The sequence below is a fragment of the Candidatus Allofournierella merdipullorum genome, from assembly GCF_048426865.1.
Classification (GTDB): Bacteria; Bacillota; Clostridia; order Oscillospirales; family Ruminococcaceae; genus Allofournierella_A; species Allofournierella_A merdipullorum.
The window spans coordinates 71,122-93,859 of sequence record NZ_DBFNWJ010000043.1 but is presented as its reverse complement, the minus strand read 5'-3'; the positions used below and the strand labels follow the sequence as shown (position 1 = coordinate 93,859).

The 22,738-nt window shown below is 60.5% G+C and carries 18 protein-coding genes and 1 tRNA gene; 4 read left to right on the top strand and 15 right to left on the bottom strand.

The features are described from left to right. Positions 1–55: 55 nt before the first annotated feature. Positions 56–733, top strand: coding sequence for a DUF421 domain-containing protein (locus tag ACMNAY_RS07550; protein WP_418718980.1), 678 nt, complete (start codon positions 56–58; stop codon positions 731–733). A 33-nt stretch (positions 734–766) separates the two neighbouring features. Beyond that, positions 767–1,135: a DUF4363 family protein gene (locus ACMNAY_RS07545; RefSeq protein WP_418718979.1), complete on the top strand. Its 369-nt coding sequence runs from the start codon at positions 767–769 to the stop codon at positions 1,133–1,135. Here ACMNAY_RS07545 and nrdR read toward each other — a convergent pair. From nrdR to ACMNAY_RS07515, 6 genes are all read right to left on the bottom strand, one after another. After that, positions 1,115–1,591: a transcriptional regulator NrdR gene (nrdR, locus tag ACMNAY_RS07540; protein ID WP_177521291.1), complete on the bottom strand. Its 477-nt coding sequence runs from the start codon at positions 1,589–1,591 to the stop codon at positions 1,115–1,117. The genes ACMNAY_RS07545 and nrdR overlap by 21 nt on opposite strands. 93 nt (positions 1,592–1,684) lie before the next feature. Continuing rightward, positions 1,685–2,734, bottom strand: a complete 1,050-nt coding sequence (locus tag ACMNAY_RS07535) for an SdpI family protein (RefSeq protein ID WP_418718978.1) — start codon at positions 2,732–2,734, stop codon at positions 1,685–1,687. Then, positions 2,718–3,002 carry an autorepressor SdpR family transcription factor gene (locus ACMNAY_RS07530; RefSeq protein ID WP_418718977.1) on the bottom strand — a complete coding sequence of 95 codons (285 nt, stop codon included), beginning with the start codon at positions 3,000–3,002 and terminating at the stop codon, positions 2,718–2,720. Before ACMNAY_RS07530 ends, ACMNAY_RS07535 begins: the two co-directional genes overlap by 17 nt. 128 nt (positions 3,003–3,130) lie before the next feature. Continuing rightward, complete coding sequence (locus tag ACMNAY_RS07525; protein WP_418718976.1) at positions 3,131–4,408, bottom strand: aminotransferase class I/II-fold pyridoxal phosphate-dependent enzyme; 1,278 nt, start codon at positions 4,406–4,408, stop codon at positions 3,131–3,133. Between the two features lie 241 nt (positions 4,409–4,649). After that, positions 4,650–5,969: a uracil-xanthine permease family protein gene (locus ACMNAY_RS07520; protein ID WP_418718975.1), complete on the bottom strand. Its 1,320-nt coding sequence runs from the start codon at positions 5,967–5,969 to the stop codon at positions 4,650–4,652. 328 nt (positions 5,970–6,297) lie between these two features. Then, positions 6,298–6,384, bottom strand: a tRNA-Leu gene (locus tag ACMNAY_RS07515). A gap of 145 nt (positions 6,385–6,529) precedes the next feature. On the opposite strand from ACMNAY_RS07515, the gene ACMNAY_RS07510 reads away from it, so the two are divergent. Together ACMNAY_RS07510 and ACMNAY_RS07505 are read left to right on the top strand one after the other, a co-directional pair. Beyond that, a complete protein-coding gene (locus ACMNAY_RS07510) occupies positions 6,530–8,578 on the top strand; it encodes a DUF6311 domain-containing protein (protein WP_418718974.1) in 2,049 nt (682 codons plus the stop codon). Next, a complete protein-coding gene (locus tag ACMNAY_RS07505) occupies positions 8,579–9,532 on the top strand; it encodes an RluA family pseudouridine synthase (protein ID WP_418718973.1) in 954 nt (317 codons plus the stop codon). It abuts the gene before it with no gap. A gap of 23 nt (positions 9,533–9,555) precedes the next feature. Here ACMNAY_RS07505 and ACMNAY_RS07500 read toward each other — a convergent pair whose 3' ends face one another. The 9 genes from ACMNAY_RS07500 to groL all read right to left on the bottom strand — a co-directional run bounded on the left by ACMNAY_RS07500 (position 9,556) and on the right by groL (position 22,715). After that, on the bottom strand, positions 9,556–10,155 hold the full coding sequence (locus tag ACMNAY_RS07500) for a toprim domain-containing protein (RefSeq protein WP_418718972.1): 600 nt from the start codon (positions 10,153–10,155) through the stop codon (positions 9,556–9,558). After that, complete coding sequence (gene holA / locus ACMNAY_RS07495) at positions 10,152–11,192, bottom strand: DNA polymerase III subunit delta (protein WP_418718971.1); 1,041 nt, start codon at positions 11,190–11,192, stop codon at positions 10,152–10,154. Before holA ends, ACMNAY_RS07500 begins: the two co-directional genes overlap by 4 nt. After that, positions 11,179–13,203 carry a ComEC/Rec2 family competence protein gene (locus ACMNAY_RS07490; RefSeq protein WP_418718970.1) on the bottom strand — a complete coding sequence of 675 codons (2,025 nt, stop codon included), beginning with the start codon at positions 13,201–13,203 and terminating at the stop codon, positions 11,179–11,181. Before ACMNAY_RS07490 ends, holA begins: the two co-directional genes overlap by 14 nt. A gap of 65 nt (positions 13,204–13,268) precedes the next feature. Next, positions 13,269–13,811 carry a phosphoribosyltransferase family protein gene (locus ACMNAY_RS07485; RefSeq protein WP_394966299.1) on the bottom strand — a complete coding sequence of 181 codons (543 nt, stop codon included), beginning with the start codon at positions 13,809–13,811 and terminating at the stop codon, positions 13,269–13,271. A gap of 47 nt (positions 13,812–13,858) precedes the next feature. Then, on the bottom strand, positions 13,859–14,200 hold the full coding sequence (locus ACMNAY_RS07480; protein ID WP_325285193.1) for a histidine triad nucleotide-binding protein: 342 nt from the start codon (positions 14,198–14,200) through the stop codon (positions 13,859–13,861). A gap of 71 nt (positions 14,201–14,271) precedes the next feature. Then, the gene (alaS, locus tag ACMNAY_RS07475; RefSeq protein ID WP_418718969.1) at positions 14,272–16,941 is read right to left on the bottom strand and encodes an alanine--tRNA ligase; all 2,670 of its coding nucleotides are present in this window, start codon (positions 16,939–16,941) and stop codon (positions 14,272–14,274) included. A 306-nt stretch (positions 16,942–17,247) separates the two neighbouring features. Further along, positions 17,248–18,921 (bottom strand): peptidoglycan D,D-transpeptidase FtsI family protein, encoded by a 1,674-nt coding sequence (locus tag ACMNAY_RS07470; RefSeq protein ID WP_418718968.1) that lies wholly within the window; start codon positions 18,919–18,921, stop codon positions 17,248–17,250. A gap of 212 nt (positions 18,922–19,133) precedes the next feature. Next, positions 19,134–20,813 (bottom strand): hypothetical protein, encoded by a 1,680-nt coding sequence (locus ACMNAY_RS07465; RefSeq protein WP_418718967.1) that lies wholly within the window; start codon positions 20,811–20,813, stop codon positions 19,134–19,136. Positions 20,814–21,083: 270 nt separating this feature from the next. Beyond that, entirely contained in the window at positions 21,084–22,715 is a 1,632-nt protein-coding gene (gene groL, locus ACMNAY_RS07460; protein ID WP_418718966.1) for a chaperonin GroEL, read from the bottom strand. Between the last annotated feature and the right edge of the window lie 23 nt (positions 22,716–22,738).

Here is a 22,738-nt window from a genome sequence, read left to right as displayed (position 1 = left end):
GGTTAGTATGCCCCGGAGCCGTCCTTTCAAAACCACTTGCCTGGAGGAGTTTTGTATGCTGGTGCTGGTGCTTCGCACATTGATGATCTATCTTCTCATCGTGGCGGCCATGCGGCTGATGGGCAAACGCCAGCTGGGGGAACTGCAGCCCTCGGAGCTGGTGTCTACCATTCTCATCTCCAATCTGGCCTCCATCTCCATCGAGTCCCCGGAAGTTCCGCTGGCCGCAAGCCTCGCGCCCGTCTGCCTGATCGTGGTGCTGGAACTGTTTTCCTCGGCTCTGTGCTACATGAGCCCCACCGCGGCAAAGATTTTATCCGGAACGCCGGTGGCAGTGATACGGGGCGGAAAAATCGACCAGAAGACCCTGCGGGAACTTCGGTTCAGCGCCAGCGACCTGCTGGAAGCGCTGCGGGGCAAGGACATTTTTGACCCCTCCGAGGTGAACTACGCACTGGTGGAGACCAACGGCACTTTAAGCGTCAGCCGGATGCCGCAGAAGGATACGCCCACGCGGGAGGACTTGAAGCTGCCGCCGCCCGAGGCCCGCACCCCCATAGTGCCCCTCATCATCGACGGGCGGGTGCTGGCGGATAATCTCGCCTGGTGCGGCAGGAACGAGCAATGGCTGGACAAAGTTCTGCGTCAGCACAAGTGCGCCCGGCGGCAGGTCCTGTTGCTGCTGGGCGACGACTCCGGCCAGGTGCAGCTGGTCAAAAAAGAGAGCCGCTGAAACCAGCGGCTCTCCGATTGAAAGGATGATCGAATGAAACGTGTGCGGGCAGCCTTTGGGCTGCTGGTTTTTCTTGCGCTGCTGATCGTTGTCAGCAGCATCCTGGTGCGGACCACCAACAACACTCTTTTGGAGGACCTGGACCGCATCGGTATCTTGAGCGCCGGCGGCGACTACGAGGCCGCCCTTAGAACCATCGACGAGATGAACGCTTTTTTTGCCCGCCGGGAGCACTGGATGGCGCTGTTCATCAAGCGGGACTATCTCAGCGGCATCGCCATGTGCCTGGGCGGGTTGTCGGCCTATGTTGGCCCGGATAATCAACAGGACCTGCAAAGCGAGCTTGGAAAGGCCCGCACGCAGATCCTGATGACCGGTCATTTATTTTTCAGTATGCTTTGAGGAGTGGCCGTTGAGCATATCCTTCAACTCGTCCATGAAGGTGTTGATGTCGCTGAACTGCCGATAGACCGAGGCAAAGCGCACATAGGCCACCTCGTCGATCTTCTTCAGTTCGTCCATGGCCAGCTCACCGATGTGCATGGAGGTTACTTCCCGCTCGTAGCTGTTCAGAAGCGTCTGCTCGATGCGGTCCACCGCCGCCTCCAGCGTCTGGTAGCTGACCTCCCGTTTCTCACTGGCGCGCAGCATGCCGCCCAGCAGTTTCTGGCGGTCAAAGGCCTCCCGGGAACGGTCCCGCTTGACGACCATCAGAGGCACGGTCTCCACGATCTCGTAGGTCGTGAATCGCTTGGCGCAGCTCAGGCATTCCCGGCGGCGGCGAATCTTTTCCCCGTCCTCTGTGGGGCGGGAGTCGATCACCTTGGAATCCAGTTCGCCGCAGTACGGACATTTCATGGCAGTTTCCTCCTTGGGCGGTAGGCGGGCATTGGGCCGCCGTCAAATCACTATACAAACAGTATAGCATATTTTCCCGCAAAGAAAAGATTTTCAGCCAAAAATCCTGTCATTCAGCTCTTCATAGAACGCCTTTGTGGCGGCCTCATCCGCGCCGCTGAGCACCACGGTCCTCCCCTCCACCTGCATCACGATGCAGGAATCGCAGCCGGTGTAGGCATAGCGGGTATAACTGCCGAAGGCATCGTTGCGGAATGCTCCCATGGAAAGTCGGGGCGATCCGAACCCGTTGGTGCGGCTGCCGGCCTGGATGCCCTCGGCATATTCGATGCTTTCCACATCTGCGTAGTCTATTTCGGCATCATTCCAATAACTTGCCTCGATCTGCAATGCGTTCTCGCCCACCGTATAATGGATGTCTCCTGTGAAAAGAAGTACCGGTGTGCCCACCACGGCGACAGCCAAAATCACGAGGGCCACCGCCGTTACTACACGGTCTGCTTTGGATCTGAACAGGCATCCGTTCCAGCTTCCATCCCGAACTTGTTTGCGGTACAATCGGTAGGAATAGACACAAGGCACCACCGCCAGAACGACAATGGACACCAGCATTCCCACGGCCATGGCGGCCCCGGGCAAAAGGCAGCACAGCAGCAGAACAAGGCCGCCCGCCACCCACACTTTGCCGCCAATGCGGTGGGTGCGGTTCCAATTCTCTTCATTGGCCAGCGTCCAGGGCAGACGGATACCCAAGGTAGGATTCTGCTTCATCTTGGGCATGTAATTTCCGATGACAAGGAACATCAGGCCCAGGCTTGCGGGCAGCAGACGCTCCCAACCCAGTTTCACATCCAGCGCCACTGCCCAGGTGCCGGCACAGTAAAACAACGAGATACAGGGCAGCAGCCAGTAGATCAGCTCCAGCGCCTTTTTGCTCTGGCCGTTTTTTCGGTTGGTGTGAAAAGTGAGCAAAAGGCAGAGCCAGTAGGTCGCCAGCATGGCGGCGGGCATCCCCAGGCAAAAGGCCAGTTTTGCGAGGTTGTTCTCACCGGGCAGGCGTGTCCATAACCCCAGACCCGCCAGCGCAGGCAGCAAAATGAGCACAGACCCGGCCAGTGTCTTGCGTTTATTCAAGAGTTCCATCGTTTCCCTCCCCTTTCAGCGTGGTCAGCCAGAGAAGGATCTCCTCCAGCACCGACGCGTTCAGTTCATAACGAATGTATTTGCCGTCCCGTTCGTCCCGCACAAGGTCGGCATCCTTGAGCACAGACAGATGCCGCGAAATGGCCGCCGCCGACACCGGGAACCGCTCGGCGATCTGCCCCGCTGTCAGCGGGCCGGCCCGCAGCAGTGTCAATATCTCCCGGCGGGTGGGGTCCGCGAGAGCACGCAATGTGTCCTGCATCGCCATGGCTTCACCTCATTTAACATTTTACTTAATTGTTAATTGAAATATAGCACTCCTCTACACCTTTGTCAACGTTCCTTCAAATGCAAAAAGCCGCCCTCTTTTCAGAGGGCGGCTTTTGAGGTATGAATTTATTCGGCCAGCAGTTTTTCCAGCGTGGCGATACGAACACAGATGCACAGCAGCGTCGCAGCCTGCTCCAGTTCCACAAGGCTGGGATAGGTGGGCGCAATGCGCAGGTGATGGTCGTGGGGATCGATGCCGTAAGGATAAGCGGCGCCGGCGGGAGTCAGCACAACGCCCGCCTGCTTGCACAGTTCCACCGTGCGCTTGGCGCAGCCGTCCATTACATACAGGCTCAGGAAGTAGCCGCCCTGGGGGTCCGTCCAGTGGGCGATGCCGGGGCAGCTGCCCAGCTCGCGGCCAAAGATCTCCTTCACCAGGTCGAACTTCGGCGCAATGATGGCCCGATGCTTTGCCATGTGCTCCAACACGCCCTTGCGGTCCTTCAGGAAGCGGACGTGGCGCAGCTGGTTCATCTTGTCGTAGCTGATGATCATCGAGCTCATGTTCCGTAGAATGTGCTCAATGCTTCTGCGGCTGGAGGCAACGGCCGCCACGCCGGCGCCGGGGAAGGTCATCTTGCTGGTGGAGCAGAAGACCATTGCCCGGTCGGGATGTCCGGCTTTTTCGCACTCATCCAGAATGGACAGCACCTCATACACCTTGTCGGTGAGGGTGTGCACACAGTAGGCGTCGTCCCAGAAGATCTTGAAGTCCGGGGCGGCGGTGTTCATGGCCGCCAGACGGCGCACGGTATCGTCGCTGTAGGAGTATCCGTCGGGGTTGGAGTAAACCGGCACGCACCAGATGCCCTTGACACTGTCGTCGTCTTTCACAAGCCGCTCCACAACGTCCATATCGGGACCGGTCTCCAGCATGGGCACCGGGATCAGCTGGAAGCCGAAATACTCGGTGACCTTGAAGTGGCGGTCATAGCCGGGGGTCGGGCAGAGGAACTTGATGTTGGTGCAGAAGCGCCAGGGGCGGATCGAATCGGAGAAGCCCACGCGCCAACCCAAATCGATCAGATAATACATGGTGGACAAAGCAGAGTTGCCGCACACCAGCACCTGCTCAGGGCTGGGCACCTGCATCAGGTCGGCAAAGAAGCGCCGGGCCTCGGGCATGCCCTCCAGATAACCGTAGTTCCGGGCGTCCACACCGTTTTCTCCGATGTAGTTCTCCAGCTTCATCATGTCGGCAGAAAGGTCCAGCTGCTCCGGGCAGGGCTTGCCGCGGGACATATCCAGCTTCAGCCCTTTTTGCTTGAACGCGTCGTACTGGCTCTGCTGAAAGCTGAGTTCTGCCTCCAGCGCGGCCCGGTCCATGGAACCGTACTCCTTCATTGCATCCATTCCCCTCTATTCATTTATTTCACTTTATGCAGGTTCCGGACCGGTTGCTCTTCGCATTGCGGCCTTTCCCCTGCCGCACAGCCCGAACTGCAAAAGCGTATGCGGATATTATAGTACAATTTTCCTCGGGAAACAAGCGTCTGTGGGCGCTTTTCGCCGGCAGCCCGCCCCTGTAAGTCTGAAACAGCCCCGCCTTTCGGCGGGGCTGCTCGCTTCAGCGTGGCCGAAGGGCTCACACCTGCATGTTCATGGGGTTCTCGGCGTTCTCGCTGTCGACCTTGTCGAACTGGTAGTCGTTGCCGGGCAGGATGGCATTCATCAGGATGCCCACGATGGCAGCGATGGCCAGACCGGACAGGGTGATGCTCACGCCGGCGATCTGGAAGGTCAGGCCGCCCAGGCTGTTGAAGCCCAGAGCGCTCACCAGGATGACCGCGGCGATGATCAGGTTGCGGCTGTTGGTGAAGTCGACCTGGTTTTCGACCACGTTGCGCACGCCGATGGCGCTGATCATGCCGTAGAGGATGAAGGAGACGCCGCCGATGATGGCGGTGGGCACGGTGTTGATGACCGCATCAAACTTGGGGCTGAAGCTCATCAGGATGGCGAACACGGCAGCGATGCGCATCACGCGGGGGTCGTAGATCTTGGTCAGGGCCAGCACGCCGGTGTTCTCGCCGTAGGTGGTGTTGGCAGGGCCGCCCAGGAAGCCGGCCATGGTGGTGGCCAGGCCGTCGCCCAGCAGGGTCTTGTTCAGGCCGGGCTCGCGGATGTAGTTCTTGCCGGTGGTGGCGCTGATGGCGGCGATGTCGCCGATGTGCTCCATCATGGTGGCCAGAGCGATGGGCATGATGGTCAGGATAGCGGAGATGTCAAACTTGGCCAGAGCGTTGGTGTGCACGGGGATGCCGAACCAGCTGGCCTGAGCGATGGGGGCGAAGTCCACTGCGTTGGTGACCAGCGCAACAACGTAGGACACCAGAACACCCAGCAGGATGGGCAGGATCTTGACCATGCCCTTGCCCCAGATGTTGCAGACCACAACGGTGCCCAGAGCCACAAAAGCCAGCAGCCAGTTGGTGGCGCAGTTGGTGATGGCGCTGGGGGCCAGGATCAGACCGATGGCGATGATGATGGGGCCGGTCACAACAGGCGGGAAGAAGCGCATGATGCGGCCGATGCCGAACACGCTGATGAGCAGGCTCATCACCAGATACACAAGACCCGCGAATACTACGCCGCCGCAGGCGTAGGGCAGCATCTCGGTGTTGGGGGTGCCGTCCGCCGCCATGGGAGCCACGATGGCGAAGCCGCCCAGGAAGGCGAAAGAAGAACCCAGGAACGCGGGAACTTTGCCCTTGGTGATCAGGTGGAACAGCAGGGTGCCCAGACCCGCGCACAGCAGCGTGGTGGACACGTTCAGGCCGGTCAACAGCGGCACCAGCACGGTCGCGCCGAACATGGCAAAGGTGTGCTGCACGCCCAGGATGATCATCTTGGGCACACCCAGCTGGCGGGCGTCAAAAATACCCTCATTCACTTTCTCGTTCATTTACATTTCCTCCTCTTGCTCTTTGCTGCTCTATTCTAAAAGCCTGCGGGAGACCCGCCGACGCATAGAAAGCCCAAAAAAGAGGCATTGGTGTTAAAGCACCAATGCCTCTTTGAAAACTGGAAACAAAACCGGCGAAAAAGCCAGCAGCTCGTTCTTCAGAAACAATTTTTTCATCCGCATGTCTGCCGCCTCCCTCGCAAATTTTTTACATTATATCAATTCCGTTTACAAAATGCAAGCCCCTTTTTCTTCCATTTTGACGGAAATTTAAAATGCCCCGCTGCAAAAGCAAAAGCGCCGGAGCAAACAAATGTTTGCTCCGGCGTGGTGCCGCTGACCGGGATCGAACCGGTACGGTGTTGCCACCGAGGGATTTTAAGTCCCTTGCGTCTGCCAGTTCCGCCACAGCGGCTCAGCTAAAAAGCTATTTTATAATACAATACCCACCCCGCAAAGTCAACAACACAGGCGGGAAATTGTATTTTTGCGGTCAATGCCTTATAATAATGAAAACACGCCGCCCGCTCAAAGCCGGGCGGCCTTAAACGGAGGCTGCGATGACCCCGAACAACAAGCGTAACATTCGTCTTTTTTGGCTGGGAGCCCTGCTGGGGTTTGCCGCCTTTCTGTGTATATACGGCGTCTCTGCGCTGGATGTGACCAACGATGCATTCCTGCGCGGCGGCTACATTGAACAGGATGTGCAGCAGCATTACGCCGGCTGGCTGTTTTACCGCCAGTCTCCCCTTTCGCTGCCTCTGTGTGAGACGGACCACCTGAACTGGCCGGACGGCACCAGCATCGCCTTCACCGATTCCATCCCGCTTTTTGCGGCCTTTTTCCGCCTGCTGAATCCGCTTTTGCCCGAGACGTTCCAGTACTTCGGGCTTTACACCGCGCTGTGCTTTGCGCTGCAAGGCGGGTTTGCCGCGTTGCTTGTGGGGCTTTTTGCCCGCTCGGACCTGACAGCGCTGCTGGGTGCGGTGCCCTTTGTGTTCAGCCCCATCCTGCTGGAGCGTGCGTTCCGTCACACCTCACTGGCGGCGCATTTTCTCATTCTTGCCGCTCTATATTATTATGTGCTGGGCATGCGCGAAAACCGATTCGCTTTTAAAGGCCTTTTTGCCGTCAACGCTCTGGCCATCGCCCTGCATCCTTACTTTGTTCCCATGACTTATGCCGTCACCTTTGCGCTGCTGGCCGGACAAGCCTGGCAAAGCCGCCGTTTTGCCCGCCCCGCCGCTTTTCTGGCGGTAAACCTTGCGGCCACTGCCTGTGTGGGCTGGCTGTTCGGCGTATTCAGTTCCGCCGGCTCCGGCGCGGGCGGCGCGGGCAATGAGTACGGCTATTTCTCCATGAATCTGAACGCCCTGTGGAACCCCACCAGCCGCGGCGTTGTCTGGAGCCTGTTCCTGCCTGTTCAGAATCAGACGGGCGGAAACTACGACGGTTTCAACTATCTTGGTCTGGGGGTTCTGCTTGCCGCTGCAGTAGTTGCGGTGTGGGGCGTCTGGACATTGCGTGCCCGCCTGCTGTCACTTGCCCGCCGCCACGGCTGGCTGCTATTCGTCTGCGTCTGCCTCGCCGCCTTTGCGATAAGCCATGTGGTCACAGCCAATGGCGCGACCCTGTTCCGCATTCCCCTGCCCCAGGCCCTGATCCGGCTTGCCACCACCTTGCGTAGCAGCGGCCGGCTCTTCTGGCCGGTGTATTATCTCATCATGCTGGCGGCTGTGGCAGGCCTGCTGCGCCTGTGCAGCGTAGTGCGTTTCATGCACGCGGGCATTGCGGCTCTGGCTTGCCTGTGCATTGTTCAGCTGGTTGATCTGAGCCCGGCGCTGGCGCAAAAGGTCGCCTCTCTGCGGGAGTACACCCCCACCGAGACCGACCTTGTCACCGGCACCACCCCGGCGTTCAGCTCCACCACCGATTTCTTTGAAAAAACGAGCGGACGTTACAGCACCCTCGTCGCACTGGATCCGCTGACGCAGACCGGCATGGAACTGGCCCTGTACGCAGCTGACGAAGGGATGAACAGCACCGACACCTCGGTGGTGGCCCGATACAATGAGGAGGCCGTGGCCGCCCTGCGCGCCGGCTTCGTCAACGAACTGCTTTCCGGCGGGATGCGCGCCGACTGCCTGTATGTGACCGAACGGCCCGAAACGTTCCTGCAGCTGGCCGACGCCGCTGCAGAGCAGGGCGCTTGGTGCGGCGCTCTGTATGCCCGGGTGGGCAACGGCGAGCCGGAGCCCGCGCTGTATGTGATCGCACCGGGGTTGGACAATTACAGCCATGACCTTGCTGTGCCCTACAGCGAAGCGTTCCCCCTGCGCATTGCAGATTACTCCGACGACTATTGGTTTGAGGGCGTTTTAAGCCTGAATCTGGCCGACATCGGCCGCGAGGCGGATGAAAACAAGGTAGTGCTGTTTTACGACACGCCCCTTGCCCGCCGCCGGCTCGTTCCGGGCGCGGCCATTCTTTGCGAAGGGCAGCGATATTCCATTCTGGACGTGGACGACAGCGACGCGGGCTGGCTGATGGTGTCGCTGGACACCCAGGACGCCCGGCCACTGGCAGGAAAGGATCTGGTGATTCAATAAATGGAAGTGCTCCGTGTAAACAACCTTTTGCCCATTCGGCTGGATAAGTATCTCATGCAGCAGTACCCCGTGCTGACGCCGGGCCGGCTGAACAAGGCACTGCGGGAGAACAAAATAAAATTGAACGGCAAAAAGCAGCCTCTCTCCACCCGGGTACAGGCGGGCGACGAGATCAAGCTGTTCCTTTTGCCCGACCAGCTGAGCGCCGCCCCACCTGCGGAAGGGCCCGCGTTTCTGCAGGCAAAGCATCCCGCCAAAGTGGTGTATGAGGACGACCATCTTCTCATTGCCGACAAGCCTGCCGGTCTGCCGGTGAACGATGAGCATGACCCGGACACCCTTATCCACCGGGTCCATTTGTATCTTTATAACAAAGGCGAGTACCGCCCCGGCGAGGGATTTATTCCGGCGCTGTGCCACCGGCTTGACACCGGCACCAGCGGCCTTGTTCTGGTAGCAAAAACCGTCCAGGCGCTGGCGGACCTCACTGAGCTCATTCGCACCCGGCGGCTGAAAAAGGAATACCTCTGCGTCACCTTTGGCCGCCCGGAACCCCCGGCGGCCACACTGAACGGCTGGCTGAAAAAAGATGCGGCAAGGGGCCGGGTCACAGTGGCAGACCACCCGGCGGCGGACGCGGTGCCCATCGAGACCCGCTACGAAACGATGGCGGTCAGCGGACGGCTGGCCCTTTTGAAAGTGGATCTGGTCACAGGGCGCACCCACCAGATACGCGCCCATCTGGCCAGCATCGGCTGCCCCATTCTGGGGGACGGAAAATACGGTCAGAATGCCGTGAACCGGCTGCTTCACTTCAAGTATCAGGCACTGTGCGCCTGGAGGCTCACTTTCCCGGCGGACTGCCCTCCCTCTCTTTCGTCCGTGTGCGGAAAAAGCTTTACACTCGAAAAGCCCTGGTACTGCCGCCAGCTTCTGGACGGCGAATTGAAATAAAAGAACGGACCGCGGCGCGGGCGTCAGCCCCGCTGCGGTCCGTTTTGCATTTCATTGATTTCTTCCCAGGTATAAAGGCTGTTAAGAACATCGCACAAAGCCTTTTTGGAAAGGCGCGGCGGCAGGCCCAAGCGCTTCAAAAAATCGTAACGTTCTTCTCTGCTGCCCGCCGTTCCGGAAAGGCCCCAGGCGTAAAGGTCACCGTAGGTGATGGCACGTCCGGCGCGCTGCGCTGTTTCCCGCCCGCCGGCATTCAGTACGGCCTGCCGCAATGCTTCCACATCAAAGCCTTCCACGCCCAGGAGTCCTTCCTTGCCGGGGGCTTCCTTGCGCTTCTCTTTGCCCTCCACCGCCGGCACATAGGCATGGCGCACATATTCCAGGCCTACCAGGTCGGCGACGAAGCGGCGGATGCGGAAGCCCGCGGCATCCGGATCGGTGAAAACGATAACGCCCCTTTGCCGGCCCAGCTCTTTCAGCAGGCTCTGGGTCTCCTTGTCCTTGAAGATGCCGAACCCATCGGTGGTCAAAATCAGCGCATCCACAGCGTTGGTGAGAGCTGCCGCATCGTAGCGCCCTTCCACCACCAACACCTGACGGATGCGCGGCCGCACGCCCGTCATCGCCGTCCTCCCGCGCCCGCGGCGGACAACCGACACAACGCCGTTTGCAGCAGCACTTCCGGAGCCGTGGGCGAGCCGCCCTTCAAGTCGTCGTCCAGTTCCGCCAGCACCTCAAGGCATGCGCCCAGTTGACCGAGGGTATAGCTGGCGGCGTTTCGCCCGCTGATCTGCAGGCGGGTAGGTTTGCCGGTGTAGCCAAAGTCCTTGTACACACGATTATAGTCGAGCTTTTGCGCCTGCGCCGCCTTGACGCGGTACATATCCACAAAACTGCTGCTCAGCGCCGCAGTGATGGCAATGGGGTCGGTCTTGAGGCGCAGCAGTACCTCCAATATCTCGCAGGCACGGGCAGCGTTGCGGGAGGTCACACAGCGCACCATGTCAAAGACATCCGCTTCCAGATTGCGGGTCCCCATCTCCACCACCAGCGCTGGGGTGATCTCGGTATAACCGCTGGCGGCTGCCAACTTGTCCACTTCGTTCTCTAAAAGGAACATGTCCTGGCCGCACCGCTCCAGCATGGCCGCCGCGGCGTTTTCCGAAAGCTCAGTACCCTGTTCCTTGGCACGCTGGCGCAAAAGCGCCCGCAGCTGCTGCGGACCGGGATGGACCATCTGCGCCGCGTAGCCCTCTTTTTCGCAAAGGGCGATGAGCTTTTTGGCCTGTTTGCCGATTTTGAGCTGACCGCGTTCCTCGGTGAAAACGCTGAACATTACAAAGGTAGCGTTCTCCGCACTGTCCAGTACGTCGCAAACTTCCTCCAGGTCCTTTTCGCCGTAGGAGGAAGGCTGCAGATTGGGCAGCGAGACGATGCGCCGGGTACCAAAGAAGGAGATCGTACCCGCAGCCATCACCAATTCTTCCACACCGGGGGCCGGGCCGTCCAGGACGGTGATCTCCCCATCGGTGGCGGCGGCCAGCTCCGCAAGAGTCTTTTCTGCGGCTGTGCGGGCCAAGAACGGATCGGAGGAATAGAAATAGTAAACAGAGGCGTTCTTTTCCAGCGATTCACGCCACTGCGTTTTATTGTAGAGCATAGTTTCCTCCTTTCAACACCGCCGACCGGCCCGGACGGATCAGAAGCCGGGCGCCGCGGGGCGCGTAGTACACATCGCAGTCACGCCGGGTCTGCCAATCGTATGCCTTTCGTGCGATCAGGGTTTCCACCTGCAGGTTGGCCGGCTCGACGCTTGATGTCACCGCAAAATCCACCTGTACCGGGGTCCCGGTATTTGCAGTTCCTGAGGGCACGGCGATTTTGCAGCCCGCCACATCCAGCACCACAAGGCTTCCCTTTTGCAGGCGAATGACTGTTGTCATTATATCACAAACGGACAGGGTTTGGGCCTGGTTCACCGCAAAATCCTCGACAGAAAGAGTATGTATTGCTTCGGGCGGCGTGGATGACGCGCCGGTGCGCAGATCTATCACCCACTCCGGTCGACTGACCCCTTTGCTTTCAAGATATTCCCGCACTTGCTCCGCATTGGCCTCGCCGCCCCGGAACACTACCACGGCCTGCCCCTCCTGCACAGTGACAACGCAAGGACTGGACGCGCTGCCCAGCACCGCGATCTCCACCGTGCCCTGCTCCAGCGCCATTGCCCAAACGACGCCCAGCACCACCAAAGGCGGGGCAACCAGCCACGCCCGGCGCTTGAATCCGAGCCGCCATGCACAGAACACTGCCCCCGCTGACGCAGCCAGCACAATGAGCGTATACTCCCGCGGCAGCGGAAGTTGGGCAAGCGGGAGCCCGGCACAAAGAGCAGCAACACCGTTCAGGTATTTGGCCAAAAGGCCTCCCAAAAGCGAGAAAGCGCGTGCGGCAAATTCCAGCCACGGAACAAAGCCGCACACACCGGCCAACATTCCGAACACCACGCTGCACCCTGCTGCCGGAAGGGCCAGCAAATTGGAAAGTACTGTCACTCCGCTGACCGAAAGACCACCCAGCAGCTGCACGGGCAGTGTGAACAGCGCCGCAAATACGGTGGGCAGCAGGAGCGCTGCCCCGCGATAGCACAGATGCTGCCGCAAGGGCACAGCTTCCTGTTCTTCTTCATTCGGGCGCAGAGGCCGGAGTGTTTCCCCCGCCAGCACCACACCAAGCGCGGCGGCAAAGGAAAGTTGAAATGCGATGTCGCACACTGCATAAGGCCCTTGCAGGCTGATGAGCACTGCCCCGAGGCCCATGGAGGTAAGCGGGTCAGCCGAGCGGAGGAACAAACTGCCCAGATGCAAAATCAGTGCGCCGATGCCCGCCCGGAGCACCGACGGCGAGAAGCCGGTGAGCGCCATCATAAACAGCACCACTGCAATCGCCGTCACGGCTCGCAGCCGCCAAAACCGCCCGGTCCTCGCCCCAAACACACCGCATACGAGACTGAGATGCAGACCGGATACCACCAGGAGATGGGAGATGCCGGCCGCACGATAGTTTTCGATCACATCTTCCGTCAAACGGTTCTTGTCGCCGCTGGCCATTGCCGCCAGCACTCCGCCTTCGTTTCGTGGCAGATACCGGGCCACATTTGCGGCAAAGCGCTGCTGAAAGCGGCGGAACGCGTAAAGAACGCTTCCGCTCTGCCCAGCGGGTTCGGGTGTTTCCACGCATTCTCCCTGCAAATACACGCCGTCTGCCAGGCTGGAATAAAAATATTCGTCCTTCTCCAGCTGCTCCAAACGAAGCACAACACGGAACCTCTGCCCTTCCTCACAGTCGGGAAAGACATCCACCGAAACAAGGGCATGGGGCAATGGTTCTCCCGAATCCGTTGTTTCCAGCAATCGCAGGCACACTCTCGCAGTGTCCTCGGCAAATCCCGGTTCTGCGCTCACGACCTCCGCCAGCGCGTCGATCCGCCTGCCCCCAAGGGAAAAAGCAGGCTGTGCCTGTAGTGTAAAGCCAATACACTGCATAGCAAACGCTGTGAGTATCGCCAATGGAAAAACACAATGGTAGCCGTGTCTTCCCCGCGCCCAGCCAATGATACCGGCGCAAACAAAAACTGCCGCAAGCGGCAAAAAAGCCGCCGGCGGCAGCATGACAGCAGCCAGCTGAGTGAAAACGTATACTCCGCCAAAGGCGGCAGCCGGGCGGCGCATGGCGCTCAGTGCAGGAACAGAGGCAGTTTTTCCAGATAAACGATGTCCGTTCTGTCTGCGGCGTCGCCCTCCGCCAGAACGGCAGCGCGGGCCACAACGGTGCCGGTGCTGCGGGCAACAAGAGCCTCCAGCGCATGAAGCGATCCGCCGGTGCTGATCACGTCATCCACAATGAGCACCCGCTTGCCGTTCATGGCTTCCAGATCCTTGTGGTCGATTACCAGCTTCTGCTTGCCGCTGGTGGTGATGGACTCGTCCTCCACAATGACCGGGTCGCTCATGTAAAGTTTTTCAGCTTTACGGGCAGGGATATACAGCTTGCCGCTCTGACGGCTCATCTCGTAAGCCAGCGGGATACCCTTGGCCTCGGCAGTGACGATCACATCAAATTCCGGGCAGCGCTTCAGCAGTTCCTCGGCGCAGGCAACGGTGAGCTCCACGTCGCTGAACATGATGAAAGCCGCGATATCCAGATGCTCGTTGATGGCGCAGATGGGCAGTTCACGCGTGAGGCCAGCCACATGCAGCGTATAAGTTTCCTGAGACATTCAAAATTCCTCCTGTATCACGTTTGAAGAGGCGAAACAAATCTTGCTTAGCCCGGAGGCCAGGCAAGGCTGCGTTTGGCCAGCACATGGAAGTGCAGATGGCGAACGCTCTGGCCGCCGTCCTCTCCCACGTTGGTGACAACGCGGTAGCCCTTTTCGCAGCCCAACTCTTCACAAAGGCGGGCAATGGTGGCGAAAACATGGGCCAGCAGAGCGCCGTCCTCCTCCCCCAGCTTTGCGGCGGAGTCGATGTGGGTTTTGGGGATCACCAAAAAGTGGACAGGAGCCTGAGGCTCGATGTCATAAAACGCCAGGATCTTGTCATCCTCGAACAGTTTGTTCGAGGGGATCTGGCCTGCCGCGATCTTACAGAACAGGCAGTCATCCATCGGTGGGTTCCTCCTTTCCAAGGGGCAGTGCGCCGGACTTTTGCTCGGCGCACCGCTTTTGTAAAACATTCTTAGCCCTGCAGGATACCGGAGACGATGCCGGGCACAGCGTTCAGGGCTTCGTCGATCTTGGTGGCGTCCTTCAGGCCGGCCATGGCCAGATCCGGCTTGCCGCCGCCGTTGCCGCCGGCGATGGCGGCGATCTGCTTGACCAGCACGCCCGCCTTGAGGCCGGCATCCTGGGCGCCCTTGCCGCAGCAGACCACCAGCGAGATCTTGCCGTCGGAACTGCCAACCAGAGCGCTCACCACATTGGGAGCCTTGTCGCGGATCTTCTCGCACATGCCGCGCAGCGCCTCGGGAGCGGTGCCGGACAGATAGGCGGTAACGATGTGGATACCGTTGACCTCGGCGGCATTTTCAAACAGGCCGTCGATCTTGCTGGCAGCCACTTCGACCTTGACCTGCTCCAGCTCTTTGGTCAGGCTCTTGACCTCGGCAGCCATGCCCTCGGCACGCAGGGGCAGATCCTTCAGGTTGTTCACCTTCAGGCTGCCGGCCACCTTGTGCAGCATCTCGGTGCGCTCGTCCAGCAGACGCAGCACACCCATGCCGGTGGTGCCTTCGATACGGCGCACGCCGGCGGCCACGCTGGACTCGCTGAGGATTTTGAAGCAGCCCAGCTGAGCGGTGTTGCTCACATGGGTGCCGCCGCAGAACTCGGTGGACCAGCCGTTGATGTCCACGACGCGCACGATGTCGCCGTACTTCTCGCCGAACAGCGCCATGGCGCCCATCTTCTTGGCTTCGGCCAGAGGCATATTCTGAACATTCACGTCCAGCGCCTCAAAGATCTTCTGGTTGACGATGTGCTCCACCAGCGCCAGCTCCTCGGGGGTCACAGCGCTGAAGTGGGTGAAGTCGAAACGCACACGCTCGTCGTCCTCGTAGGAACCGGCCTGGTGCACGTGGCTGCCCAGCACCTCGCGCAGCGCCTTCTGCAGCAGGTGGGCGCTGGTGTGGTTGCGGGCAACGGCGCGCCGGCGGCCCTTGGAGACGCTGGCGGTGACGCTTTCGCCCACGATGGCAGTGCCCTCAGTCAGGGTGCAGGTGTGGACGAAGTAACCCTTCGGGGTCTTCTTCACCGCCTTGACCTCAAGACGCGCGCCGGAGGCGGTGACGATGGTGCCGGTGTCCGCCACCTGGCCGCCGCTCTCGGCGTAGAAGGGAGTGCGGTCCAGAACCACCAGGACGCCTTCCTTGGCGCCGTCGTCGGTGGAAACGGCCTCCAACAGCTCCTCGCCGTCGGAGAGGGCCAGCACAGTGCCCTTGTCCTCCAGCACATCGTAGCCGGTGAACACGGTAGGCTCGGCGTTCAGCTCACCGAACAGGTCGGCGCTCCAGCCGGAAATGTCACGGGACAGACGGTCCTGACGGGCCTTCTCCTTCTGCTTTTTCATCTCCACCTGGAAGTTCTCTTCGTCCACGGTGATGCCCGCCTCGGCGGCGATCTCACGGGTGAGGTCCAGGGGGAAGCCGAAGGTGTCGTTCAGTTTGAAGGCGTCGATGCCGGAGAGGATCTTCTCCTTGCCGGAGAGCGCCGCCTTGGTGATGTTGTCAATCAGGCCGTTCAGAATGTTCAGGCCCTGGTCGATGGTCTTGTAGAAGCGCTCTTCCTCGGTGCCGATGACCTTCTTGATGTAGTCGGCGTGCTCCTCCAGCTCGGGATAGCCGGCCTTGTTCTCATGGATAACAGTGTCCACCAGCTCGGTGAGGAAGGGGCGGTCGATGCCCAGCATCCGGCCGTGGCGGGCGGCACGGCGCAGCAGGCGGCGCAGCACATAGCCGCGGCCCTCGTTGGAGGGCAGGATGCCGTCGCTGACCATGAAGGTGGTGGAGCGGATGTGGTCGGTGATGACGCGGATGGAGATGTCGGTCTTCTCGTCCTGACCATAGATGTGGCCGCTGATGCGCTCCACATGGTTCAGGATGGCGCGCACGGTGTCCACCTCGAAGAGGTTGCCCACGTTCTGCATCACGCAGGCCAGGCGCTCCAGGCCCATGCCGGTGTCGATGTTGGGCTTCTCCAGCCGGGTGTAGGTGCCTTTGCCGTCGGAATCGAACTGGCTGAACACCAGGTTCCAGACCTCCATGTAGCGGTCGCAGTCACAGCCCACCTTGCAGCCGGGCTTGCCGCAGCCGTGCTCGGGGCCGCGGTCGAAATAGATCTCGCTGCAGGGGCCGCAGGGGCCGGAACCGTGCTCCCAGAAGTTATCCTCCTTGCCGAAACGGACCATGTGGTCCTCGGGGATGCCCACCTGCTTGGTCCAGATGTCCCAGGCCTCGTCGTCGTCCTCATAGACAGAGATGTACAGCAGGTCGGCGGGGATCTCCAGCACCTTGGTCAGGAATTCCCAGGCCCAGTTGATGGCTTCGGTCTTGAAGTAATCCTGGAAGCTGAAGTTGCCCAGCATCTCAAAATAGGTGCCGTGGCGGGCGGTGATGCCCACACGCTCGATGTCCGGGGTGCGGATGCACTTCTGGCAGGTGGTCACCCGGTGACGGGGAGGCTCTTCCTGGCCCAGAAACCATTTTTTCATGGGGGCCATGCCGCTGTTGATCAGCAGCAGGCTGTTGTCGTTTTTCGGCACCAGCGGGAAGCTGCCCAGCCGCAGGTGGCCCTTGCTCTCAAAGAAGGAGAGGTACTTCTCCCGCAGTTCATTCAGACCGGTCCATTGCATCGTTCAAATCTCCTCTTACTGATGAATTTTGGGCGCCGCGGCAAAAAAACAGCCTTCGTCCCCCTTTGCAGGGACGAAGGCCGAAACGCTCCGTGGTACCACCCAGATTGCAGCCCCGGAAGGCCGCCGCTTTTGTGCCCGTTAACGCCGCGCGTACGCCCGGCTCTTCACCGGGGGCTCAAGGGTGGCTTATGTCGCGCTTTTGGCAGGGACCTTTCACCAGCCGGTCCCCTCTCTGCATGCCCCGCACGCCGTTGGCCCTATCACAGCCATTTTGTTGTTTTTTACGTTGCAATTATACCGCCCTCAAGCGTCGTTGTCAACACCGATTTCGGCCGTTAAACCCTCTGTTTGCGCGTTATCCAGCCCCTCGTACCGGCCGGGCTCCAGCCAATAGAGCGACTCGCAGATCTGAGCAAAGATCTCGCCGCAGCTGACGGCAGGTTCCGGGGTGCCGTCCTGCATGACCACAATGGTGTAGCGGGGGTCTTCCGCAGGCCAGAACCCGGCAAACCAATAGTTCATCAGCTCTTCCCCTGCCTCGTTGAACACGCCGGTCTGAGCAGTACCGGTCTTGCCTGCCGCGCGCCCGTGCAGAGGCTGGGCGTCCTTGCCGAGGCCGTATTCAACCACGCTGGCCAGCATCTCCTGCAGCGCGGCTGCGTTTTCTTCCGACACCACCCGCCGGCTTTCCGGCGCGTAGAGGGACTGTACGGCGGCGCCGCTGGTCTCGTCAATCACCGCCTCAAGAAAGCTGGGGGTACGCCAGACGCCGTCCGCCGCAATGGCGTTGAACGCTCCCGCCACCTGCACCGGTGTGGCCAGCAGTTCGCCCTGGCCAAAGCTGACGCTTGCCAGCTGGCCCAGGTCCTCAAGGCGCTGCGCGTCCGGCAGGTTTCCCTCCGCGCTTTGCAAGCCGCCCGCGAGATACACCGCGTCCCCAAACCCAAAGTCCTTCGCAGCCCGGCTCACCGCCTCGCCGCCCAGCTTGAGGCCCAGCTCGATGAAAAAGCAGTTGCAGCTTTTTTCCAGCGCGCTGGTGAGGTTCATCTGCCCGTGGGCACGGCTGAGGGCGCAGCGGTAGACGTGCCCGTTCAAATCCACAGACCCTTCGCAGTCGTAGGTATACCAGTCCCAGGTCTTTTCCAGCGCGGCAGCCGCCAGCACCGGCTTGAACACCGAGCCCACATTGTACTGACAGAGCACGCGGTTGAGCAGCGAGGTATCCTGCGCTTCAATGCTTTTTTCCACCGCGTTGGGGTCAAACTCCGGCAGGCTGACGCTGGCACGCACCCGGGCGGAGTCCACCTCCATCACAAGGACACACCCCTGGGTCATGTTTTTCTGGGCCACGCCCTCGCACGCCCGCTGGATGGTCTCATCAAGCGTGAGCATCACTCCGGTGGACTGGCCCTGCCGGGTAATGAGCTGCGGTTCGCTGCCAGTCACGAGATTTCCCTGCGCCGTGGTGACGCACTGGACGCTCTGCTGCGTGCGCTGGCTGCCCAACACGTCGTCGAACGCCAGTTCCAGCCCGCTGACTCCCTCCCCTTCGCCGTTCACATAACCCAGCAGATGAGGCGCAACCGGCACAGGGAAATAGCGCCCCGGAACCGCATAGGTATAGATTCCTTGGGCGGAGAGGTCTTCCTCCACCGGCACCAGAAAGGGCTCGTGGGAGTTGCGGCGGCTGTACAACAAGGACTGACCCGCATAGGGCACATAGTTGAACAGTCGGGCATAGCTGCTCTCGCCCGGAATGGAGAGGGCATAATATTCCACCCCGTAGGCGGTGAGGTTGCGGCCCTTGCAGTCGTAAATGTTGCCCCGGGAGGAATCCAACTGCAGGGTGGTGACTGTCTGGGCCTGGGCCGTATCGGCAAATGTACGGTTACGGGCCAGCAGGAACAGCCTCCCCATCACCACACTGTAAGCCGCCAGAAACACCCCGAACAGCGCCACCAGACGTCTTGTGGTCAAATCACAGCGCCTCCTGTCCCACGGGCCGCCTCCTGTCCCACGGGCCGCCTTCTGCGGCCCGGTCTTACAAACAGTATGACCCTGTGCGCGCTGTTTCAAACACACGCTGCCCGCCCTGTTTCCGCAGCCCTGTGGGCCTGCGGAACTCAGGCTGTATTTCCAACGCCTTTCCTCCGCCGGCACCTGCGCAATAACGCCGGAACAGCCGGCGCTTATGTTGACTGGTAACCTCGCGGTTCAGCGGGGTTCTTTTTCCCATAAAACCGGTATACCCTGGTCCGGTATTTGCTGTCCTGAAACGTGGCGATGCACACCTCGCCTGCCTGGTTCAGAGTGTAACCCATGATGTCCCCCGCGAAGCGGTGCCGGGACAGCGGTTTCAAGTCGGCGGACCAACATTCAAGGCAGCTGCCGTTGGCGGCCCATATGCGGTTTTTTCCGTCCACCACCGACAGGCAGTAATCTTCGTGATTGCGCAGTTCCGCCCGCAACGAAAAATCTCCCGCGCCGATCACCATCAACCCGGAGCCGAAACCGGCGCAGACGAGGAAACTGCCGTCCGGCGCGATTGCCAGCTGGGACATATACGGCACCGGTATCTCTCCCGCATCCCTCAGATCCGGGGTAAACCGGAGAAGCGTATCATCCTGAAGATAGCAGCCCTCTTTCAGCTGGTACAGAAACGTCCCGTCTGTATGTATGGGCGCATTGCTGCCCGTCGCTGCGGAACGCAGGTGCTCTCCTTCCAGCGTAAGGCAATGCAGCACTGCCTTCTCATTGCACCCGGTGGACAGATAGATGCGCTCGCCGATCACGGTGATGCATGTGATCTCTCCCTTCCAGCTCCAGAGGAGGTCGCCCTTTGCGCTGTAACGGCACAGCATTTCCCTGCTTTTGTCATTCTGCGGGTACAGATCTGCCAAAAAGCCGCCGTCCGGCAGCAGGTACCCCCAACCGAGCCCCATGGGCTGCCCCTCGGGGATGAGCGGCAGCGGAAGGGGAAGGATTCCTGCGGAGTCGGATACAATGCGGGCCGTTTTCGGCGCATGGCCGCCGCCCTCATCTTTCTTTCGCTCTTCGGTAATGGTCAGCAACCGTCCGTCATCCGCAACGTAACAGAGGTCGCACAGCCCCTCCTCCTGCAATGGCGTAAGCAGGAGATGTCCGTCCTGGCTCCAATGAGCCCATTCGCCGCCGCTGCAGGCCACTCCGCAAGGAGAAGTGACGCAAGACTGTCCGGAAGGGCCAACCGTTTCCAACGTCAGGTAACCCATGGGCCGCAAAATCATTGCCCCGGAACCACAGCCCAGGCCCTGTCCCCGCTCCCCGATCTCCTGCAGCAGTTCCATACCGGTCTGGTTTTTCAGTTTAGGCGGCAGCGGATGGGCCTCGATCCAGGCATACAGCGGTTTGTCGTCGGTCGGTTGAAATTCTACCCTCTCAGGATCGCTGTCCTCACGGACAAAGAGCGGCGCGCCCAGCAGGCAGGAGAGGATCTCCAATTTTTCCTCCTGGTCCCGTTCCGCGAAAAGCCGCTTCAGGAGCGGGGCAAGCTTCGGCGGCAGCCCCAGGCCTTCGCAAAATGCGGCGGTATTTCCCGGCACGTGTTTCTCCTCTTCGTCGCAGACAAGATGGCGTGCGATGCGCTTGCCCGAGACATAGAGCGTCAGCGACAAAGCATCGCCGTCGAACATGGACACGGACAGCACCGTGCAGTCCAGCTTCCGGGAGAACCACCCAGTCTTGCGGTCCAGCTGTGAAAAGCTGAGATCATCGGGGCAGGCGGTGACGAAACGTTCGGACCATTGCCCCACCAGGGCTTTGGGCAGGGCCGCCTTGACAGCGCTCTCGGCAGCGCCGAGGATCTGAAGATTGCTCACGGTAGTTCCCATCGCCGCATCTCCTTGCTCTCTTATAGCTTTTATGTATGCAGTGTGACTTGATAATTTCAGTAAACATACTTTGGGCCTGAAAGCAACGCACAGGATTTGAAACGACCTCTTTTGTCATGCGATTTCAAGCACAAAAAAGCCGGCACTCACAGTTCCTGTGAGTGCCGGCTTCTATCATTCTGTCATGCGCTTTGTTTGACAGCGCAGGTTTGACGCAAACTCGCGTTCACCCGCGCAAAAACCCGGCGCTTTCAGGGTTCATGGCATGGATCAATACATACCGCCCATGCCCATGTCGGGCGCAGCGGCGGCGGGAGCGGGCTGCTCCGGCTCGTCGGCCACGATGCTCTCGGTGGTCAGCACCATGCTGGCCACGCTGGCGGCATTCTCCAGAGCGGAGCGGGTCACCTTGGTGGGATCCACGATGCCGGCCTCGATCATGTCGCAGTAGACTTCGTTCTGGGCGTCAAAGCCGTAGTTCATCTTGCCGGCGCTGAGGATCTTGTCGATGATGACGCTGCCCTCCAGGCCGGCGTTCTTGGCGATCTGGCGCAGAGGAGCTTCCAGAGCCTTCAGCACGATCTTGGCGCCGGTGCGCTCGTCGCCCTCCAGGCCCTCGCAGACCTTGCTGACAGCGGGGATGGCGTTGATGGGGGCGGTGCCGCCGCCGGCCACGATGCCCTCTTCCACAGCCGCCTTGGTGGCGTTCAGGGCGTCCTCGATGCGCAGCTTCTTATCCTTCATCTCGACCTCGGTGGCAGCGCCGACCTTGATGACGGCCACGCCGCCGGCCAGCTTGGCCAGACGCTCCTGCAGCTTCTCCTTGTCGAAGTCGCTGGTGGAGACTTCCATCTGAGCGCGGATCTGAGCCACACGGTCCTTGATGGCGTTCTTGTCGCCGCTGCCGTCCACGATGGTGGTGGTCTCCTTGGTGACCTTCACCTGGCGGGCACGACCCAGCATCGCCACGGTGGCATCCTTCAGCTCATAGCCCAGCTCCTCGCTGACGACCTGGCCGCCGGTGAGGATGGCGATGTCCTGCAGCATCTCCTTGCGGCGGTCGCCAAAGCCGGGAGCCTTGACAGCCACGCAGGTGAAAGTACCGCGCAGACGGTTGACGATCAGGGTGGACAGAGCCTCGCCCTCGATGTCCTCGGCGATGATGACCAGCTTCTTGCCGCTCTGGACGATCTGCTCCAGCAGGGGCAGCAGATCCTGAATGGCACTGATCTTCTTGTCGGTGATCAGGATGTAGGCGTCGTCGATGACAGCCTCCATCTTCTCGGTATCAGTGACCATGTAGGGGGTGATGTAGCCACGGTCGAACTGCATGCCCTCAACGACCTCGGAGTAGGTCTCGGCGGTCTTGCTCTCCTCGATGGTGATGACGCCGTCGGCGCTCACCTTCTCCATCGCCTCAGCGATCAGCTCACCAATGGCGGCGTCGCCGGCGGAAACGGTGGCAACACGGGCGATGTCCTTGGAGCCGTTCACCTTCTGGCTGTTGGCGGCAAAGGCCTCCACAGCAGCCTTCACGGCCTTCTGCATGCCGCGCTTCACGTCCATGGGGTTGGCGCCGGCAGCCACGTTCTTCATGCCCTCGCCCACCAGAGCCTGAGCCAGAACGGTAGCAGTGGTGGTGCCGTCGCCGGCAGCGTCGTTGGTCTTGGTGGCCACTTCGCGCACCAGCTGGGCGCCCATGTTCTCAAAGGCGTCCTTCAGCTCGATCTCCTTGGCAATGGTCACACCGTCGTTGGTGATGACGGGGCTGCCGAACTTCTTGCCCAGCACCACGTTGCGGCCCTTGGGGCCCAGGGTGATCTTAACGGTATCCGCCAGGGTGTCAATGCCGGCGCTCAGGGCCTTGCGGGCCGCTTCGCCATGCAGGATCTGTTTAGCCATAATGCTCTATCTCCTTTTATCTG

Bases quoted from the DNA above. Each gene is read 5' to 3' on its own strand.
- alaS (WP_418718969.1), bottom strand. From the start codon at position 16,941: ATGCAATGGACCGGTCTGAATGAACTGCGGGAGAAGTACCTCTCCTTC.
- ACMNAY_RS07550 (WP_418718980.1), top strand. From the start codon at position 56: ATGCTGGTGCTGGTGCTTCGCACATTGATGATCTATCTTCTCATCGTG.
- ACMNAY_RS07520 (WP_418718975.1), bottom strand. From the start codon at position 5,969: ATGAACGAGAAAGTGAATGAGGGTATTTTTGACGCCCGCCAGCTGGGT.
- ACMNAY_RS07465 (WP_418718967.1), bottom strand. From the start codon at position 20,813: ATGGGAACTACCGTGAGCAATCTTCAGATCCTCGGCGCTGCCGAGAGC.
- groL (WP_418718966.1), bottom strand. From the start codon at position 22,715: ATGGCTAAACAGATCCTGCATGGCGAAGCGGCCCGCAAGGCCCTGAGC.
- ACMNAY_RS07505 (WP_418718973.1), top strand. From the start codon at position 8,579: ATGGAAGTGCTCCGTGTAAACAACCTTTTGCCCATTCGGCTGGATAAG.
- nrdR (WP_177521291.1), bottom strand. From the start codon at position 1,591: ATGAAATGTCCGTACTGCGGCGAACTGGATTCCAAGGTGATCGACTCC.
- ACMNAY_RS07485 (WP_394966299.1), bottom strand. From the start codon at position 13,811: ATGTCTCAGGAAACTTATACGCTGCATGTGGCTGGCCTCACGCGTGAA.
- ACMNAY_RS07545 (WP_418718979.1), top strand. From the start codon at position 767: ATGAAACGTGTGCGGGCAGCCTTTGGGCTGCTGGTTTTTCTTGCGCTG.
- ACMNAY_RS07480 (WP_325285193.1), bottom strand. From the start codon at position 14,200: ATGGATGACTGCCTGTTCTGTAAGATCGCGGCAGGCCAGATCCCCTCG.
- ACMNAY_RS07530 (WP_418718977.1), bottom strand. From the start codon at position 3,002: ATGGCGATGCAGGACACATTGCGTGCTCTCGCGGACCCCACCCGCCGG.
- ACMNAY_RS07525 (WP_418718976.1), bottom strand. From the start codon at position 4,408: ATGAAGGAGTACGGTTCCATGGACCGGGCCGCGCTGGAGGCAGAACTC.
- ACMNAY_RS07500 (WP_418718972.1), bottom strand. From the start codon at position 10,155: ATGACGGGCGTGCGGCCGCGCATCCGTCAGGTGTTGGTGGTGGAAGGG.
- ACMNAY_RS07490 (WP_418718970.1), bottom strand. From the start codon at position 13,203: ATGCTGCCGCCGGCGGCTTTTTTGCCGCTTGCGGCAGTTTTTGTTTGC.
- ACMNAY_RS07535 (WP_418718978.1), bottom strand. From the start codon at position 2,734: ATGGAACTCTTGAATAAACGCAAGACACTGGCCGGGTCTGTGCTCATT.
- ACMNAY_RS07510 (WP_418718974.1), top strand. From the start codon at position 6,530: ATGACCCCGAACAACAAGCGTAACATTCGTCTTTTTTGGCTGGGAGCC.
- holA (WP_418718971.1), bottom strand. From the start codon at position 11,192: ATGCTCTACAATAAAACGCAGTGGCGTGAATCGCTGGAAAAGAACGCC.